Raw genomic sequence first — 17,118 nt, 5'->3', positions numbered from 1 at the left:
GTCTTGCGGCTCAGGGGGCCGTGCGGGGCCATAATACACATTATTTGTTTCGGCTGTCAAGCCGTGCGGGCCGCAGAGGACATCCTCTTCGCAGGCTGATGGCGCTCCGCCCACAGCGTACAAAAGTACGATATTTATCAGAAGTTTGAAAATCAGTAGAGGTATTTCTCCATCAGCGGCATCAGCAGCGCCGTTGCCAGCCCCATCAGGGCCATTGCAAGCCCGCTCAATGCCCCTTCGACGGCTCCCAGCTCGATCGCCCGCGCCGTCCCGATGCCGTGGGCGGCGGCTCCGAGGGCGAATCCCCGCGCCTCGGGGTCCCGGACCCCGCAGCGGCGCAGCAGCCACTCCCCGAAAATGCTGCCGAAGATGCCGACGCAGAAGACCACGACCGACGTGACCGACACGATGCCGCCCAGCGGTCCCGCGACCGATACGGCGATCGGAACGGTCACCGACTTGGGAGCTATCGAAATGAGTATCTGCCGTTCCGCGCCGCAGGCCATGGCGATATAGACCACGCTCAAAATGCCCGTGACGCACCCGGCCAGCGTCGCCGCGCCCACGGGCAGCAGGCAGCCCCGCAGCCGCTCCAGCTGTTTGTAAAGCAGGTATCCGAGTGCCACGACCGAGAGCCCGAGCGCGAAATCGAGTACGCGGGTCGCCTCCTGATAACGGGCGTAACCGATGTCGGCCGTGCGCAGAAAGACGATCACGGCCGCAAACGTGAGCAGCACGGGGTGGAGGAGCGCCAGGCGCGTACGGCGGTAGAGCGCTCCGGCCGCACAGTAAAGCCCCACGGTGAGCGTCAGCAGAAAGAGGTCCGATTCAAGCAGCGTGTTCATCGGTTTGCTTCGGTTGAAGTCGTTTGCGGCGGTTCAGGCTTTGGAAGGTCTTGCCCGAGACCAATAATACAACGATGGTCGAGAGGATGCCCGAAACGACGATGGCCCACAGGTTGTCGAGAATCACCCGGTAGGAGTCCATCAGCCCTACGCCGTAGGGGACGAAGAAGAGAGCCATCGACCCCAGCAGAAAGCGGGCGGCCGGGCGGACCGTTTCGGCCTTTACCCACTTGGGGCACAGCGCGGCAAAGAGAAGGATCATACCGATCACGTTACCGGAAACGTAACCTCCGGTCAGCACACTCAATCCGTTGCCGATCAGCCAGCAAAGAAGTATGTAAAACAACCCGGTCATTTCCTGTTGCGAACGGCTTTTTTCAGCGGACAGCCGACCGATCCGCACGAGGCGCAACCGCCCCGGCCGCGCCCCCGGAACAGGCAGACCGCCCGCCGCACGACCAGCACAGCCACCAGAAGCCCGATGGCCCAGACCGTATAATCCTGCCAGTCCATCAGAGCCACAATACGAATCGGTAAACACCCCATGCCACGACCCACGCCAGCGCGGTGTCGTAGACGAGCGTCGCCGCGGCCCACTTCCAGCCCGCCTCCGAGCCGATGGCCGCCAGCGTGGCGATGCAGGGGAAGTAGAGCAGGATAAAGACCAGGAACGCCAGCGCCGAGGCGGTGGTGAAGTCGCCGCTGGCGGCGAGCCGTTCGGAGAGCGTCCGGGAAGCGCCCTCCGCTTGGATCTCCGCGGCAAGCCCCTCCCCGGCGGGGTCCTCGCCGATATAGATCGCCGTCGGACCGTCCGCGCAGCCGATTACCTCGACCTCGTCCGCACCGTTCGCCGCTTCGGCTTCGGTATAGAGCACCCCGAGCGTGCTGACCACGATCTCTTTGGCCGGTACGCCCGACAAAAGCGCCACGCCCGCTTTCCAGTCGAGCCCGAGGGGCCTGAACACCGGTTCGCAGCTCTTGCCCAGCCGTCCGAGGTAGGAGTGCTCGTAATGCGTCCGGGAGTCCGCCGAGGCGTCGGCGCGGGGGTAGTAGCTCAGAAACCAGACGATCACCGAGGCGACGAGGATCATGCCGCCCATCTTCCGGAGATACTGCGCGCACTTCTCCCACATGTGCGAAAGGGTGGTCTTCCAGGTCGGCAGACGGTAGGGCGGCAGCTCCATGACGAAAGGCGTCTCGTCCACCGGGAACAGAAACCGCCGCATCAGTCGTGCCGTGACCATCGCCACAACGATGCCCAGTACGTACAGTCCGACCATCACCAGCCCGGCATCGGCGGCGAAAAACGTGCCGGCCAGCAGGAGGTAGATCGGAATTCGCGCGCTGCATGACATGAAAGGGGTTATCAGAATGGTTATCAAACGACTGCTCCGGCTTTCGATGGTCCGGCAGGCCATGATCGCGGGCACGTTGCAGCCGAAGCCCATAATCAGGGGAATGAACGACTTTCCGTGCAGTCCGATGCGGTGCATCACGCGGTCCATGATAAAGGCCGCGCGCGCCAGATAGCCCGAATCCTCCAGGAACGAGATAAACAGGTAGAGGATCATGATGTTGGGCAGGAAGACGATCACCGCTCCTACGCCGCCGATCACCCCGTCGGTCAGCAAATCGCGCAGCGGCCCGGCAGGCAGCAGCGCATCGACCCCCTGGCCGATCCATCCCACCAGCGTGTCGATCCACTCCTGCGGATAGGCCCCCAGGCGGAACGTGCACCAGAACATCAGCCACATCAGGGCGAAGAAGATCGGGAACCCCCACAGCTTGTGCGTGACGAACGTGTCGATGAGCGCCGTCGCGGTCGCCTCCTCGCGCTTTCCGGGGGTGAAGGTCTCCTTCAGGGCCCCCGAGATAAAGCCGTATTTCTGGTTGGCGAACGCCGTTTCGACATCCTCCCCGAGCGCTTCGGCGATGCGGCGCACCTCGCGGTCGCGGATCGCAATCCACTCGGGATAGCGTTCGCAGCCGCGCAGCCGCTCTTCGACCTGTTGGTCTCCCTCCAGCAGCTTCATGGCGTAGTAGCGGGGCGGAAAGGCTTTCGGCAGCTCGCCCCGGCAGGCGTTCAGCTCGGCGTTGAGCCGCTGCAGGCTCTCCTCGACCACGGGTCCCTGGTTGATATGGATATGCCGTACGCGGTCGTCCTGATTCTCGTACACGGCGATCACCGTGTCCAGCAGAGACTCGATACCGCGGTGGTTGCGCGCCTCGACGGGGACCATCGGCACGCCCAGCATGCGGCCCAGGCTCTCGTAGTCGAGCTTCGCCCCGCTGGCCTCCAGTTCGTCGTACATGTTGAGCGCCACCACCATGCGGGGGTTGATGTCGATCAGTTCGGTGGTGAGGTAGAGGTTGCGCTCGAGGTTCGAGGCGACCACCGCGTTGACGATCACGTCGGGCGTGTTCTGCGCGAGGTGGCTGCGCACGTAACGCTCCTCGGGCGTGTAGGCCGACAGGGCGTAGGTCCCGGGCAGGTCGGTGATTTCGAAGCGGTAGCCGCGGTAGGTGCGGTAGCCGATCTTGGCCCCGACGGTCACGCCGCTGTAATTGCCCACGTGTTCGCGGCCGCCCGATATGGCGTTGAACAGCGAAGTCTTGCCGCTGTTGGGGTTGCCCACCAGCGCCACGGCGATCGTCCGGCTGTGGCGCGTGATCACCTCGTCCGCGCTGCGGCACTCGTCCCCGGGACCGGGCGTTTCGGCGAAAGGCCCGCCCTCCGCTCCGGGCCAGCGGTCGTGATGGTGATGATGGTGATGATGCCCGGTGCACCTTTCCGAGAGCAGCTTGCGCACCTCTTCGTCCGAGAGTACGACGATCATGTCCGCCTCGCTGCGGCGCAGCGACACGTCGTAGCCCATGATCCGGTATTCGATCGGATCCCTGAGCGGCGCGTTGAGCACCACTTCGACCCGCTGGCTTCGGACGAAGCCCATCTCCATGATGCGGCGGCGGAAGCCGCCGTGTCCGAGCACTTTGAGGATCGTCGCCGACTCCCCGGTTTTGAGTTCCGAAAGACGCATGGTCGCTTTTTTGGCCGCAAAGATAGGGTTTTGCGGCCAAATCTGCAATCCCTATTTATAGGTATTCGGCCGCCAGCCTCCACCCAGCGCCTTGCAGAGATCGACGTAGTTGATATATTGCTGGGCGATCAGGTTGACCAGCTGCATCTGCGAGGCGTAGAGTTCGCGCTGAGCGTCGATCACGGCGAGGTAATCCGAGAAACCGCTGCGGTAGAGCGCCTGGGTCATCGTGGCGATGCGCTCGTTGGCGTTCACCAGCTCGCTGTACCGCATCGCCTGCCGGCGGTAGGTGTCGATGGCCACCAGCGCCGACTCCACGTCGGAAAGGGCCGTCAGCACGGTTTGCTCATAGTTGCGAGCCGCCTGCTCGTAGCGCTGCATGGCGGCCTGCTCCTGCCGGCGCAGCCGGCCGAACGCGAAGATCGGCTCGACGAGCTGTCCCACCGCGTCCCAGGCCCACGGGTTGGCCGAGGTCAGCCCTTTGAGCGAGTTGGAGGCCACGCCCCCTTTGGCCGTCAGCGTGATCGACGGGAAGCGCGCGCTGCGGGCGACGCCCGCGTTGGCCGCGGCCGCCAGCACGTCGTACCGCGCCTGAACGACGTCGGGCCGCCGCGTGAGCAGCTCGGAGGGAAGCCCCACGGGAATGTCGACCGGATGGCTGTCGCACAGCAGCCGTTCGCCCGTGCTTTGCGTGTCGGCACGCCGGGGCGCCTCGCCCAGCAGGATGCCCAGCGAGAGCTGCGTCTGCTCCACGGCCCGCCGGTAGAGCGGTATGTCGGCCTCGGCGGTGTAGACCAGACTTTGCGCCTGCGCCAGCGCCACGCCGTCGGACATGCCGTAGCGGAACAGGGAGTCGATCAGCGCCGCCGACTGCCGCCGCAGGTCGTAGCTGCGGCGGGCGATCGCCAGGTCGCGCTGGTATTCGAGCAGCGTAAAATAGGTCGTCGCCACCTCGGCGGCCAGCGAGAGTCTCACGCCCTCGTAGGCCCACTCCGTGGAGAGGAGCTGCGCCCGTGCAGCCCGCCGGGCGTTCCGCAAGGCTCCGAAGAGCGACACCTCCCACGAAAGGGTCGGCTCGATGCCGTAGGTCTGCACGATCTTCGTTTCGGGCGTGTATTCCCCTTCGGCCGAGACGCCGATACCTATCTGCGGCAGGTACTGCCCCCGCACCGCCCCGAGGTTGGCCCGCGCCTCCTCGACGCGCGAAGCCGCCGCCGCGAGGTCGCGGTTGTTCTCCAGCGCCCGTTCGATGAGCGCGTTGAGCGTCTGGTCGCCGAACATCTCCCACCAGCAGGGGTCGAATCCGGTGCTGTCCTGCGAGAAGCCCTGCGTATGGAGATACCGTTCGGGCACGGGAACCTCCGGCGGATAGAACCGGGGCGTGCAGGCCGCGAGGCAGAGGGCGATCAGAACGGATAAGCGTTTCATTTGGAGGATTGTTTTTGTGCCCGGTGGCGTTCGAAGCGGCCGATGCGGCCTACGAAGTAGTAGAGGGCGGGGTAGACGAAGATGCCCAGCAGCGTGGCGAAGAGCATGCCGCCCACCAGCGCCACACCCATGATGTTGCGCGCCGTGGCGTAGACGCCGTGCGCGAAGACCAGCGGCAGCACGCCGAGGATGAAGGCGAAGGCGGTCATGATGATGGGCCTTACGCGCAGTTTGGCCGCGCCGATGGCCGCATCCATCAGCGATGCGCCCTGCTCGTGGAAGAGCCGGTCGGCATACTCCACGACCAAAATGGCATTTTTGGCCGCCAGTCCGATCAGCATGACCAGCGAAATCTGCATGTAGATGTCGTTGACGTAGAGCGCATCCATCAGGTGTACGCCCCCGATGAACAACACCGCGCCCAGCACCGCCACCGGCACGCTCATAAGGATCGCCAGCGGCAGGCCCCACGATTCGTACAACGCCGCGAGGGCCAGGAAGACGAAGACCAGCGCCAGCAGGTAGACCAGCCCGCCTGTTTTCGAAGCGTTGGCCTCCTGATAGGAGGTTCCGCTCCACGCCGTGCCGATATCCTCGGGCAGTACCTCGGAGGCCGTAGCGGTGATCTGCCGCATCACGGTCGCCGTCGAAGCGCGCGCCGAGGGGGTGATCGTCAGCGCGATCGAACGGTAGAGGTTGAACTGCGAGACATACTCCACACCGACCGTATCGGCCACCTCGACCAGCGAAGCCACCGGCACGCTCTCGCCCGAGGCGGAGGTGACGTAGTAACTGTCGAGCGAGCGCTTGTCGGTGCGGTAGGCGGGTGCGGCCTGCAGGTAGGTCTGGTAGAGCTTCCCGAAGCGGGTGAAGTTGTTGATGTACTGCCCGCCCAACAGCGCCGTCAGCTCGCCGTAGAGCGTTCCGAGGTCGACGCCGGCGGCCAAAGCCTGCTCCTTGTCGATGCGCAGCCGCCGCTGGGGAACCCCGGCGTTGAACTGCGTGGTCACCGAGGCCACGGTCGGCAGCTTCTGTAGCGAGTCGATCAGCTTCTCGGTGTTGGCGAGCAGATATTCCGTACCGCGCCCCTCCAGGTCCTGCACCTCGACCGAAATGCCCGAGGTGATGCCCAGCCCCGGGATCGAGGGCGGAATGAAGGCGTAGCACTCCGCGCCCGGCACGGCGACGTAAAGCTCTTCGGTGAGCCGCTGGGCGATCTGCATGGCCGAGAGCTTGCGGTCGGAGTAGCCGACCAGCGAGACGAAGATGATGCCGCTGTCGGTCGACGCGATGCCGGCCATCATGTTGAATCCAGCGGCGAACGAGGTCGAGGCGACCTCCGGCAGCTGCCGGATCACCGCGTCGGCCTGCGCCATCGCACGGCTGGTCACCTCCAGCGACGAGGCTTCGGGCGTGGAGACCATCACCATGACGTAGCCCTGGTCCTCCTCCGGCAGGAACCCGGCCGGCAGCCGCCGCCACACGAGAAAGATGACCGCGAGGATGACCGCGATAAAGATGCCGGTGCGGGCGACGTGGCGGATCAGCGTTGGGGTGAAGGTCGTATAGCGCTCCATCCGGCGGCCGAACCAGCGGTTGAAGGCGGCGAAGGGGCCCCTTTCAGGCGGGTCTTTCCGGCGCAGCAACAGGGCGCAAAGCGCCGGGGACAGCGTGAGGGCGTTGAAGGCCGAGATGACCACCGAAACGGCGATCGTTACGGAGAACTGCTGGAACAGCCGCCCCGTGATGCCGCCCGTGAACGAGACGGGGATGAAAACGGCCAGCAGCACCACGGTCGTGGCGACGATCGGGGAGGCGACGTTGCGCATGGCCTCCAGCGCCGCCTCGCGGGGCGTCATGCCCGCGGCGATATTGACCTGCGCCGCCTCGACCACCACGATCGCATCGTCGACCACAAGGCCGATGGCCAGCACCAGCCCCAGCAGCGAGATGATGTTGATCGTGAAGCCCAGCAGCGGGAAGAGCATGAAGGCTCCGATGAGCGACACGGGGATCGCCACCAGCGGGATAACGGTGGCGCGCCAGTCCTGAATGAAGAGGTAGATGATGAAGATCACCAGCACCAGAGCGATGATGAGCGTGCGGAAGATGTCCTTGACGCCCGCGCCGATGCTCGAGGTGGTGTCGACGATCGTCGCGGCCTCCACGCCGTCCGGGAAGCGCTGCGCGAGCCGCTCCATCTCGGCCTTGACCTTGCGGCCCACCTGCATGGCGTTGCTGCCCGGCTGCTGGTAGACGACGATCAGCGCCGTGGGCTTGTCCTCGTAGAGCGAGCTGACGCCGTACGACTGGCTGCCCAGCGACACCTCGGCCACGTCGCGCAGCCGGATCTGCTCGCCCGAGGAGGTGGTGCGGATTACGATCTCGCCGAACTCCTCCGCCGTGGAAATTTGCGGCGGCATGGTCACCGTATAGGTATAGGTCGTCCCCTCGGGGGCGGGTTCCGCACCGAACTGCCCGGCGGGGTAGATGCTTGCCTGCTCTTCGATGGCCGCCGTGACCTCCTCCACGGCGATGCCGTAGTATTTCAGCACGTCGGGCCGCAGCCAGATGCGCATGGCGTACTCGCCCGCGCCCATGATCGACACCTTGCCCACACCGTTGATCTTCAGCAGCTCGTTCTGCAGGTTGATATAGGCATAGTTGGAGAGGAACTCGTCGTCGTAGCGGCCGTCGCTGTGGAGCGAGTAGACCAAGAGGAAGCCCGTCATCGTCTTGCGCGTGGTGACGCCCTGCCGCGTCACCGATTCGGGCAGCAGGGGCGTTGCCGTGGAGACGTTGTTCTGGGTGAAGATCGCGTCCAGATCGGGATCGGACCCGATGTCGAAGGTGACCTGCATGACCATCGAGCCGTCGTTGGCGCTGGTGGTCTGGAGGTAGAGCATGTCGCTGACGCCCATCACGGCCTGCGCTAAGGGCGTGGCGACGGCGTTGTTGACCGTCTCGGCGTCGGCTCCGTCGTAGGTGGCCGACACCTCGACCACCGGCGGCGTGATGTCGGGATACTGCTCGATGGGCAGGCGCAGGATCGAGATCAGGCCCACCAGCACGATGACGATGGCCAGCGAGATGGCGAAGATCGGGCGCGATACGAAAAACCGTTCCATACGCTACCGTTTCAGGGGGATTACCTTGCTGCCGTCGTGCAGTTTCATCTGTCCGGAGACCACGACCCACTCGCCGGGCGAAAGGCCCTGCTGGATGCACCACGCATCCCCGTAGGTCTCGCCCGGGGTGACGCGGCGGTAGCGGACCGTGCTGTCCGGTTCGACCACCCACACCGCGTCGATGTTCTGCGTCTGGCTGACGCTCTGCTGCGGCACGACCACGCACCCCCGGACGGGTCCCAGGTTCGCCGCCACGCGGGCGAACTGTCCCGGCTTGAGCGACTGTTCGGGATTGGGGAACATGACCACCACCACGATGGTTCCCGTCGTGTTCGAAATATCCTTGCGCGTGTAGTCGTAAAGCCCCTCGTAGGGGTATTGCGTGCCGTCGGCCAGCGTCAGGCGAATGTCCGAGAGCAGCCCCTCGTTATCGTAGATCGACGAGCGGGTTCCGCCGAAACGCAGGTACTGGCTCATCGGGATCGCCACGTCGACGGTCATCGTATCGATGTTCGACACGGTGGTCAGCACGTTGAACTGCGTGCCCGGCCCCACATAGTCGCCCACATGGGCCGCCGTATGCTCGATGATGCCGTCGATCGGGGAGCGCAGCTCGGTATAGCCCACGTTCAGCTCCGCGGCCCGCAGCGTCTGCTCGGTCGAACGGACCGAGGCCAGCGCGGCCTTGTACTGGGCGGTGTACTGGTCCAGCTGCACCTGACTGATGGCGTTGATGCGGGCCAGCGGCACGGCGCGGTCGTAGTTGTTCTTGGCTTCGGAGAGCTGCGCCCGGGCCGATTCCAGCGCCGCCTGTGCGGCCAGCCGGGTGGTCGACAGCTGGGCGGGGTCGAGCGTGAAGAGCAGCTGGCCCTTGCGCACCGGCATGCCGTTGTCGTACTGCTTGGAGGTGAGATAGCCGTTCACGCGCGGCTGGATCACCGCGTCGAAGTTGCTCGACAGCGTACCGATGAAGCTCATGCGGTTGGGAATGCTATCCACGACGGCCTGCGCCACCTCGACGCGCAGGGGCGGCATCTGGGGCCTGGCAGCATGTTTCTTACACCCCGCGGCGAGGGCGGCCAAAAGACAAATCGGCAGAAAAAGACGGTTCATAGGCGGCTGATTTACCCCCTTCCGGGGACAAAAAACATACCGGAACCCGGCCAAGAGGTCCCAAAACAGGGTTTTTCGTCGAAATTTATCCGCCGAAATGACGATCGTTCAATTATTTTCTTATCTTTGCGATGATAACAAACCCCAAATTCATAAAGCCATGAAAGAATTAGTAGCAAAAATCAACGCTGAGTACGAAGTTTTCGCCGCCAATGCTGCCGCTCAGGCCGAGAAGGGCAACAAGGCTGCCGGCACGCGCGCCCGCAAGTCCGCTCTCGAGATTTCGAAGCTGATGAAGGAGTTCCGCAAGGTCTCCGTGGAGGCTGCGAAATAAGACTCACGTGCAACAAGATAAAGGCTGTCCCTTTCGGGGCAGCCTTTGTTTTTGTGCCGGAGCGAAGCGCTACGGCTCGATCCCGAACTTGCGGAACACTTCCCGGTCGTGTTCGTCCAGTCCGGTTTTGAGGAAGGGCACGGCCTCGTTGTGGTCGTTCAGGTAGCGGCGCGGGGCTTCGCGGTCGAAGTCGGGGCTGACCAGCGACACACCCGTGTCGATGAAGCGTCCGCGGATCGATGCCATGTCGGCCATCGTATGGAACATGGCGTGCGTGGTGGCCGGGGCGTGCCCGTTCTGGGCCGCGGCCTCGGCTTTGCCGGGGAAGTGCGCCCGGTACGTCTCGGAGAACCACGCCAGCGACGCCACGTAGAGCTGGTAGGCCGTTGTGGTGGGGGAGGCGTGCAGGAACCGTCCGCGGGCGTCGTCCAGCAGGTCCTCGCCGTGGTCGGCACAGTATAACAGGGCCGAAGAGGTTCCCCTCAGCGAGGCGAGGTATCGGATGGTCTGCGCGAGGAAGTGGTCGGTGTAGACGATCGAATTGTCGTAGGCGTTGCGGATCAGGCCGATGTTCTGGGCCGAGATGGCCACATCGTCATCGGGCCGGAAGCGCGCAAACTCGCGCGGATAGCGCTGGTGGTAGCTGAAATGCGACCCGTAGCAGTGGAGGATGAAGAAGAGTTTCTGCGCCCTGCTCTGCTCGACGCAGCGCTGCATCGCTTCGAGCAGCTGCATGTCGTGGCGGGGCGAGCGGATGTAGATCACCTCGCCCGCGTCGTGGGCCAGGTTGTCGATCATGGCCCCCTGGGGCGACTGGTTCGAGATGAAGTAGGTCTCGAAACCCGCTTCGTTGAATAGGGCCGGCAGCCCCTTGCGGCGGTAAAGCTCCTCGTGCTGGTCGGTGGCCACGGAGGAGAGGAGCATCGGTACGCTCTTGTGCGTGGTATTGCTCTGGGTCAGCACGTTGCTGAAGAGCGCCAGCCCTTCGGTGGCGGAGAGTTCGGGGTTCGTATCGCGCCAGTAGCCGAACAGCTGCCAGTTCATGGCGCGGGCGGCCTCGCCGATGATGTAGACATAGATCTCCCGCCCGGGCGCGGTCGCCGTGCGTTCGGCCTCATAGGTGAAGCCGGCCGAGGTCTTCGGGAAGTTATGCGTCTTGCGGAACTCCGAGCCGCTCAGCCCGATGTTGTAGAGGACGTTGATCGGAAAAATCTCGTCGCGCAGCACATGTTTGTTCTCGCTCACGCGGTAGGCGGGCCACAGCGCCAGCGCCCCCAGCGCGAAGAGCGCCGCCCCGGTCAGTCCGATGTTCAGTCGCGCCGTGCGCGAAATGTAGCGCCGGTGGCCGATTTCGCGGGCCGCCAGCCACAGCAGCGGCAGGTAGATCACGCACACGAGTACCACCGAGGGGTAGATGTTGGCCAGCAGCTCGCCCGCTTCGCCCGGGTTGGTGGTCAGCAGGTTGGTGAACATGTCCGTGGCGATCACCGAGTTGCCGAACAGGTAGAGCAGAACGATCTGAAACGCGCAGAAGAAGATGAACGGAAAGGCCAGCCAGATCATCACCCCCGAGCGGCGCAGCGCCACGCTCCACATCATGTAAAAACCCAGCGGCATGAGGATTAGACACTCGATCGTCCACAGCGAATACGGCTCCGTATTGGCCAGCACGCAGTTGGGGACGATCAGCGCCACGAAGAAATAGACGGTCAGCAGCAGCGTGAACCGACTGCGCGTCTTGACCGCGCGGCGGCGGTTTGTTTGGGGTTTAGCGTCCATAAACAGACCGGTCCGGGGACCGGGTTAATCCGGCTAAAAAGCCTCGTTGACATTGAGCAGAAATCCGCTCGTATTCTTTCCGAATCCGTAGTCGATGCGCACGTTCACCCGCTTTTTCAGCTCCCAGCGGAAGCCCACGCCGTAGTTGGGCAGCGTATGCGACCAGTCGAAGCGGGCGAGCTGTTCGAAGACGTTGCCCGCACCGGCCCAAACCGTGCAGCCGATCCGCCGCCAGATGCGCTGGCGCAGCTCGACCTGAAACGTGATCATATCGTTGTCCGTGTAACGGCCCTCGTAGTACCCGCGCATGCGGTACGAGCCGCCCATGCGGGCCAGCATCGGCCACGGCGTGCCCGCGGAATTGAACTCCGCATAGAGGTCCGTAGCCAGGATGCCGCCCTTCCACAGCGCGTGGTAGGAGTCGGCGGTGAAGGTAGTGCGCCAGAGCGACTTCCCGCACGTACCCAGCCCCTTGGGATAGAAGACCTCCTTAAAACTCACGTAAAGGCCCTCCTGCGGATTGGGAATGAAGTCGCGCGAGTCGTATTCCGCCACGGCTCCGAGGCCGGTGGCAGTGTAGCGGTGCTTTTCGCCGTGGAGGTAGGACTCGTCGGTGAATTTCAGCCCCCGCGTATGCTGGAAGCTGACGAGCGCCCCCAGGTAGGTGTACGGCAGCACGCGGTGCAAGTAGGTTCCGTCCACGCGGTAGTTTTTCTCGACGTAGGTACTCTCGTCGTTGTTGCGGGCCTCTTCGTAGCCCACGCCCCATAGGCTGCGCGGAGCCGAGGAGAAGACCACGGAGTAGTTGATCCGCTGTTTGTTATGGTCCCAGATGTTGTTGCCCGTGACGCCCAGCGCGTAGAACCCCGAGACCGAGACGTTGCCGAAGATGGAGATGTTCGAGGGCTGCGTCACCGAATCGGTGCGGTCGATGCGGTAGAGGCCCGCGGCCAGCAGGCCGATGCCGAAGCTGGTGTTTTTGGAGTAGCTCGGCCCCCCGGCGAAGGTGAAGTCGATCTTTTTCTCGAACGTCCGGTCGACGGTCGCGTCTCCGAAATAGTCGACGATGCGTCGGAGAAAGTTCCGCCGGGCAGGCGTCTGCACCACGCTGTCCGTCTCGGGAAGCGGTTCGAGGGGCGTATAGGTGTAACGCAGCGTGTCCCCGGCCTCGACATAAATCCCCTCCTGAGCCTGTCCCCGCAGAACGGTGCAGAGCAGAAGTGAGAGAAGCAACGTACGCAGCATCCGCCTACTTGTACTGTTCGAGCAGTTCGTAGAAAGCGGCCTTGTCCTCGTCGGTCAGCACGCCCTTGCGCATGAAGACCAGCTCGCCCTGTTTGTTGACGAAGAGCAGTACGAACTGGTTGTTGCAGTCGCCCAGCTCCCACGCCGTGCTCAGCACGCGGCCCTGGTCGGCCAGCACCAGGGCGCCGTTCTTCTCGGTGCGCTTGCGGGCCATGTTGCGGATGATTCCGTTGGGGAACATCGAATCCTTGGAGTTGATCACGCCGAAACCGAAGATTTCGGGGCTTTCGGCCCGGTGGTTCTCTTCGAGTTCCACGGTGAATTCGTGGTTTTGCTTATGCCGGTCGGGATCCACATAGAAGATCATCAGATTTTTTTCGCCGAAGTAGGGCAGCGTGGCGGGCTGGCCGTTCAGATCGAGCAGTTCGACGTCGGTCACCTTGCGCGGAAGTTCCTGGGCCCCGAGAGCCGTAACCGTCAGCGTGAAAGCCGCCAGCGTCAGGATCAATTTCATCTTCATCGTCGTTACGATTTTAAGTTGCAAATGAAAACAAATCTGCGCAAAGGTACGATTTTTCTTTCAATTGCGTCGCAGCGGCCGGCTATAAACTTGTTCCTTTGGTTCGATTTCCTCTCCTGGGAGAGCACGATGCGCGGTCGAAAGCGTACAGTCCGCCGCCCGAAAGGATGAAAAAGACGTAGATGCCCAGCCATACGAACTGATTTTCGCCCGCGCCGAAGCCGCCCCAGACCAGGCGCATGAAGATGCCCAGGGAGAGGATGAGCGCCGCCATCCGCACCCACAGTCCCAGGATGATCAGCACGGCCAGCACCACCTCCGCCACGGTGATGAAGATGAACACCCCCGCGCCGCTCAGGAAGAACACCGAGGGGTAGGAATCGATGATTTCATTGTAGGACTGCACTTTGCCGATGTTGTGAAAGAGCATCATCGCCCCGGCGAAGAGCCGCATGTAGAGCACCGCCCAGTCCAGGCAGCGGTATTGTTCGAGCCACGCTTCGATCCGTCGTCTCATCTTGTTCCGATTTTGGGCGAAGGGCTGCAATTCATATTCCAAATTCGCTATCTTTGCAGCCATGAAAACGAGGATTCTGTTCGTATGCCTGGGCAATATCTGCCGCTCCCCGGCCGCCGAGGCCGTCATGCGGTACGTCGCCGGCCGCGAGGGGCTGGGCGACAGCGTGGAGGTCGATTCGGCCGGGACCTACGGCGGACACGCGGGCGATCTGCCCGACGAGCGCATGCGCCGGGCCGCAGCTCGGCGCGGCTATCGGCTGACACACCGCGCCCGGATGCTCCGCGAGGAGGATTTCGGGCGCTTCGACCGGATCGTGGTGATGGACGACATGAATTACGAGGCGGCGCACCGCCTGGCTCCCTCCCGCGCAGCGGCTGAGAAGATTCACCGCATGGCGTCCTTCTTCCGCCGCCATCCCGACCGTACGTACGTCCCCGACCCCTACTACGAGGGGCACGAGGGGTTCGAACGGGTGCTGGACCTGTTGGAAGACGGCTGCGAAGGGATTGTGGAAGAGCTTAGAAATCCAGCCCGAAACTGAGGCTGTACGTGTTGCGCAGCACCGTGTTCTTCTTGGCGAAGAGGTAGGCGAAGTCGAGCCGCAGGTGGAGGAAGCGCACGCCCGCGCCGACGGTCGCGTAACTGGGATAGTACTCCCGCCGCTCGCCGTAGTGGTAGCCGGCCCGCAGCTGGAAGAGCTGCATGAGGTTGTATTCCGCCCCGACCGAGAGTTGGAAACCGCGTACGTCCGCCGGGGTGAAGTAGTAGCCCAAGTCGGTTCCGACCGTGATCTCGTGGGCGTCCGTCAGATAGGTGTCGAGCGCCGCGCCCGCCGTGAGGTTCATCGGCAGGGTATAGTCCGTCTTTCCGAAATAACCGCCCAGATTCCCCACCTTCGCGCCGGCGCGCAGCACCGAGTAGCTCCCGACGTTTTCCAGCGGCAGGGCGTAGGCCGCACTCAGGTCCACGGCCAGCGCATCGGCCGAAGCGTCGGGCCGCCGCAGGTGCATGTAGCGCGCCACCACGCCCACGGCCCACTTCTCGCCGATCCGCCGCGAGTAGCCCAGGTCGACCGCCATATCGTTGTTGCCCCGCTCGCGCAGGTATTGCCGCCAGCCGATCTGCGCCAGATTCACGTTGTCGAAGCGGCACATGCCCGTCACGGCGTAGGAGTCGAAGTCGCCCTGTCCGTAGTAGGACGAGGAGATTTGCGAGGGGCTTTGCGAAAAGATCGCCATCGCCGCATTGTTGTAGATGGCATGCGAGGCCGAGAGGGTGGTCATCACCACGCCGCCCATGCCCAGCGACTTGGCGTCGGGCGTCGGCAGCGTCGCCTCCTGCGCGCGCACTCCGCAGACCGCGGCGCAGAGCGTAAGGATGAGTATCGGACGTTTCATGTCGGCAAAGATAGCAAAAAAGATGCAACTGCACCGGTTTATGCTATGTATGGTGCGAATTTAAGGGCGGGTTCGGACTTTTCGGCCGACATCTCTGCATACCTGCGGAGTTGCTGCCACCCTAAAAAGAAGCCCCGGTTTTTACCTACGCTCCACTCCGCCTTTGGGCTTCATGCCGCTCGGTGACTGTTGGCGGCGCGATACCAGCAAACAAGCCTCGGACACCTCTTCGCGGTGCTGTCCATACATAAAAACGTCCGCTCAAGCAAACTTGGCGAACGCTTTTATGCACGGACAATGCCTTACGGCATTTGTTCCGAGGCTTGTTTGTTGTCTATCGTTTCTTAACAATTCATAGCGCCGCAGCAGTGGATGACCTGGCCGCTGACGTAGGACGAGAGATCCGATGCGAGGAACAGCGCCACCTTGGCCACATCCTCGGGCGTGCCGCCACGCCGCAGCGGAATCTGCTTGTACCACCCCTCCTTCACCTCGTCGGGCAGCTTGTCGGTCATCTCGGTCATGATGAAGCCCGGGGCGATGCAGTTGGCGCGGATGCCGCGCGGTCCCATCTCCTTGGCGATCGACTTGGCCAGACCGATCATGCCGGCCTTCGAGGCCGAGTAGTTGCACTGGCCCGCGTTGCCGCTCACGCCCACCACCGACGACATGTTGATGATCGAGCCGCTCTTCTGGCGCGCCATGACCGGCACGACGGCGTGGATGAAGTTGAACGCCGACTTGAGGTTCACCGTCAGCACGGCGTCCCACTGCGCCTCCGACATGCGCATCATCAGCCCGTCCTTGGTGATGCCGGCGTTGTTGACCAGAATGTCGATCCGGCCGAAGTCCTGCATGATCTGCTCGATCACGCGGTGCGTCTCTTCGAAATTCGCAGCGTTCGAGGCATAGCCCTTGGCCTTGACGCCCAGCGCGGCGATCTCGGCCTCGGTGGCCTTGCCGTTCTCGTCGATCGTCAGGTCGGTGAAAGCCACGGAGGCTCCCTCCTTGGCAAATTCCAGTGCGATGGCCTTGCCGATGCCGCGGGCCGCGCCCGTTACGACTGCCACTTTTCCTTCGAGTAATTTCATGGTTCTTTTATCTTTATATGGTTAAAAACATTACCTGTTCTCTTTGCGGCAGATACAATCCGTCAGGTGGTCGTTCACGAACCCCGCAGCCTGCAGGTGGGCGTAACAGATCGTCGTTCCAAAGAATTTGAATCCCCGCCGTTTCATATCGCGGCTCATGGCGTCGGATTGGGGCGACGATACGGGAATCTCGCGCAGGGAGCGGTAGGCGTTGACAATCGGTTTGCGGTCGGGGAAGAACGACAGGGTGTAGTCGTAGAAGCTGCCGAACTCCTTTTGAACGGCGAGAAAAAGCCTCGCGTTGGAGATCGTCGCTTTGATTTTCAGCCGGTTACGAACGATCCCGTCGAACTGCATCAGCCGTTCGACGTCCTGCTCGGTCATCCGCGCCACCCGCTCGGCATCGAAGTCGCAAAAGGCCCTGCGGTATCCCTCGCGCTTTCTAAGGATCGTGAGCCAGCTCAATCCGGCCTGGGCACTCTCCAGCACAAGAAACTCGAACAGCCTCTTGTCGTCGGTCACCGGTTTTCCCCACTCCCGGTCGTGGTAATTTACATATAATTCGTCGGTTCCGCACCAACCGCAGCGGCCCTCTATCAAATCCTGCATAGTTACCCAATGAAGCGATCAATCCACACAAAGGTACAAAAAATATTTTAAACCGTTCCCGGGCGCAGGGA

General features: G+C 63.0%; 16 protein-coding genes. 2 read left to right on the top strand and 14 right to left on the bottom strand.

Annotated elements, in window-relative coordinates:
* Positions 1 to 152: 152 nt before the first annotated feature.
* From ACMO9O_RS10670 to ACMO9O_RS10640, 7 genes are read right to left on the bottom strand one after another with little or no spacing between them, the layout of a single operon-like run.
* On the bottom strand, positions 153 to 845 hold the full coding sequence (locus tag ACMO9O_RS10670) for an LrgB family protein (protein WP_418983852.1): 693 nt from the start codon (positions 843 to 845) through the stop codon (positions 153 to 155).
* The gene (locus tag ACMO9O_RS10665; RefSeq protein WP_418983851.1) at positions 829 to 1,200 is read right to left on the bottom strand and encodes a CidA/LrgA family protein; all 372 of its coding nucleotides are present in this window, start codon (positions 1,198 to 1,200) and stop codon (positions 829 to 831) included. The genes ACMO9O_RS10670 and ACMO9O_RS10665 overlap by 17 nt, the downstream gene beginning before the upstream one ends.
* Entirely contained in the window at positions 1,197 to 1,367 is a 171-nt protein-coding gene (locus ACMO9O_RS10660; protein WP_418983850.1) for a hypothetical protein, read from the bottom strand. The genes ACMO9O_RS10665 and ACMO9O_RS10660 overlap by 4 nt, the downstream gene beginning before the upstream one ends.
* The gene (feoB, locus tag ACMO9O_RS10655; protein WP_418983849.1) at positions 1,358 to 3,883 is read right to left on the bottom strand and encodes a ferrous iron transport protein B; all 2,526 of its coding nucleotides are present in this window, start codon (positions 3,881 to 3,883) and stop codon (positions 1,358 to 1,360) included. The genes ACMO9O_RS10660 and feoB overlap by 10 nt, the downstream gene beginning before the upstream one ends.
* Positions 3,884 to 3,934: 51 nt before the next feature.
* Entirely contained in the window at positions 3,935 to 5,311 is a 1,377-nt protein-coding gene (locus ACMO9O_RS10650; protein ID WP_418983848.1) for an efflux transporter outer membrane subunit, read from the bottom strand.
* Positions 5,308 to 8,439 (bottom strand): efflux RND transporter permease subunit, encoded by a 3,132-nt coding sequence (locus ACMO9O_RS10645; protein WP_418983847.1) that lies wholly within the window; start codon positions 8,437 to 8,439, stop codon positions 5,308 to 5,310. Before ACMO9O_RS10645 ends, ACMO9O_RS10650 begins: the two co-directional genes overlap by 4 nt.
* 3 nt (positions 8,440 to 8,442) lie before the next feature.
* Entirely contained in the window at positions 8,443 to 9,552 is a 1,110-nt protein-coding gene (locus tag ACMO9O_RS10640; protein ID WP_418983846.1) for an efflux RND transporter periplasmic adaptor subunit, read from the bottom strand.
* 160 nt (positions 9,553 to 9,712) lie between these two features.
* On the opposite strand from ACMO9O_RS10640, the gene ACMO9O_RS10635 reads away from it, so the two are divergent.
* Positions 9,713 to 9,886 carry a histone H1 gene (locus ACMO9O_RS10635; protein WP_418983845.1) on the top strand — a complete coding sequence of 58 codons (174 nt, stop codon included), beginning with the start codon at positions 9,713 to 9,715 and terminating at the stop codon, positions 9,884 to 9,886.
* Positions 9,887 to 9,955: 69 nt separating this feature from the next.
* Here the strand turns inward: ACMO9O_RS10635 and ACMO9O_RS10630 are convergent, their stop codons facing one another.
* From ACMO9O_RS10630 to ACMO9O_RS10615, 4 genes are all read right to left on the bottom strand, one after another.
* Positions 9,956 to 11,665: a sulfatase-like hydrolase/transferase gene (locus ACMO9O_RS10630; RefSeq protein ID WP_418983844.1), complete on the bottom strand. Its 1,710-nt coding sequence runs from the start codon at positions 11,663 to 11,665 to the stop codon at positions 9,956 to 9,958.
* Between the two features lie 33 nt (positions 11,666 to 11,698).
* A complete protein-coding gene (locus ACMO9O_RS10625; protein WP_418983843.1) occupies positions 11,699 to 12,910 on the bottom strand; it encodes a BamA/TamA family outer membrane protein in 1,212 nt (403 codons plus the stop codon).
* A gap of 4 nt (positions 12,911 to 12,914) precedes the next feature.
* Positions 12,915 to 13,430 (bottom strand): hypothetical protein, encoded by a 516-nt coding sequence (locus ACMO9O_RS10620; RefSeq protein ID WP_418983842.1) that lies wholly within the window; start codon positions 13,428 to 13,430, stop codon positions 12,915 to 12,917.
* A gap of 82 nt (positions 13,431 to 13,512) precedes the next feature.
* Positions 13,513 to 13,947: a DoxX family protein gene (locus ACMO9O_RS10615; RefSeq protein ID WP_418983841.1), complete on the bottom strand. Its 435-nt coding sequence runs from the start codon at positions 13,945 to 13,947 to the stop codon at positions 13,513 to 13,515.
* Between the two features lie 61 nt (positions 13,948 to 14,008).
* Here ACMO9O_RS10615 and ACMO9O_RS10610 point away from each other — a divergent pair, with 61 nt between their 5' ends.
* Positions 14,009 to 14,491 (top strand): low molecular weight protein-tyrosine-phosphatase, encoded by a 483-nt coding sequence (locus ACMO9O_RS10610; protein ID WP_418983840.1) that lies wholly within the window; start codon positions 14,009 to 14,011, stop codon positions 14,489 to 14,491.
* Here the strand turns inward: ACMO9O_RS10610 and ACMO9O_RS10605 are convergent.
* The 3 genes from ACMO9O_RS10605 to ACMO9O_RS10595 all read right to left on the bottom strand — a co-directional run bounded on the left by ACMO9O_RS10605 (position 14,469) and on the right by ACMO9O_RS10595 (position 17,047).
* Positions 14,469 to 15,347 carry a PorV/PorQ family protein gene (locus tag ACMO9O_RS10605; RefSeq protein WP_418983839.1) on the bottom strand — a complete coding sequence of 293 codons (879 nt, stop codon included), beginning with the start codon at positions 15,345 to 15,347 and terminating at the stop codon, positions 14,469 to 14,471. The genes ACMO9O_RS10610 and ACMO9O_RS10605 overlap by 23 nt on opposite strands.
* Positions 15,348 to 15,691: 344 nt before the next feature.
* Positions 15,692 to 16,438: a 3-oxoacyl-[acyl-carrier-protein] reductase gene (gene fabG, locus ACMO9O_RS10600; protein WP_418983838.1), complete on the bottom strand. Its 747-nt coding sequence runs from the start codon at positions 16,436 to 16,438 to the stop codon at positions 15,692 to 15,694.
* Between the two features lie 30 nt (positions 16,439 to 16,468).
* A complete protein-coding gene (locus tag ACMO9O_RS10595; protein ID WP_418983837.1) occupies positions 16,469 to 17,047 on the bottom strand; it encodes a DNA-3-methyladenine glycosylase I in 579 nt (192 codons plus the stop codon).
* Between the last annotated feature and the right edge of the window lie 71 nt (positions 17,048 to 17,118).

The organism is Alistipes sp. (genome assembly GCF_048465635.1).
Classification (GTDB): domain Bacteria; phylum Bacteroidota; class Bacteroidia; order Bacteroidales; family Rikenellaceae; genus Alistipes.
This window is presented reverse-complemented; position numbering and strand designations above follow the sequence as displayed.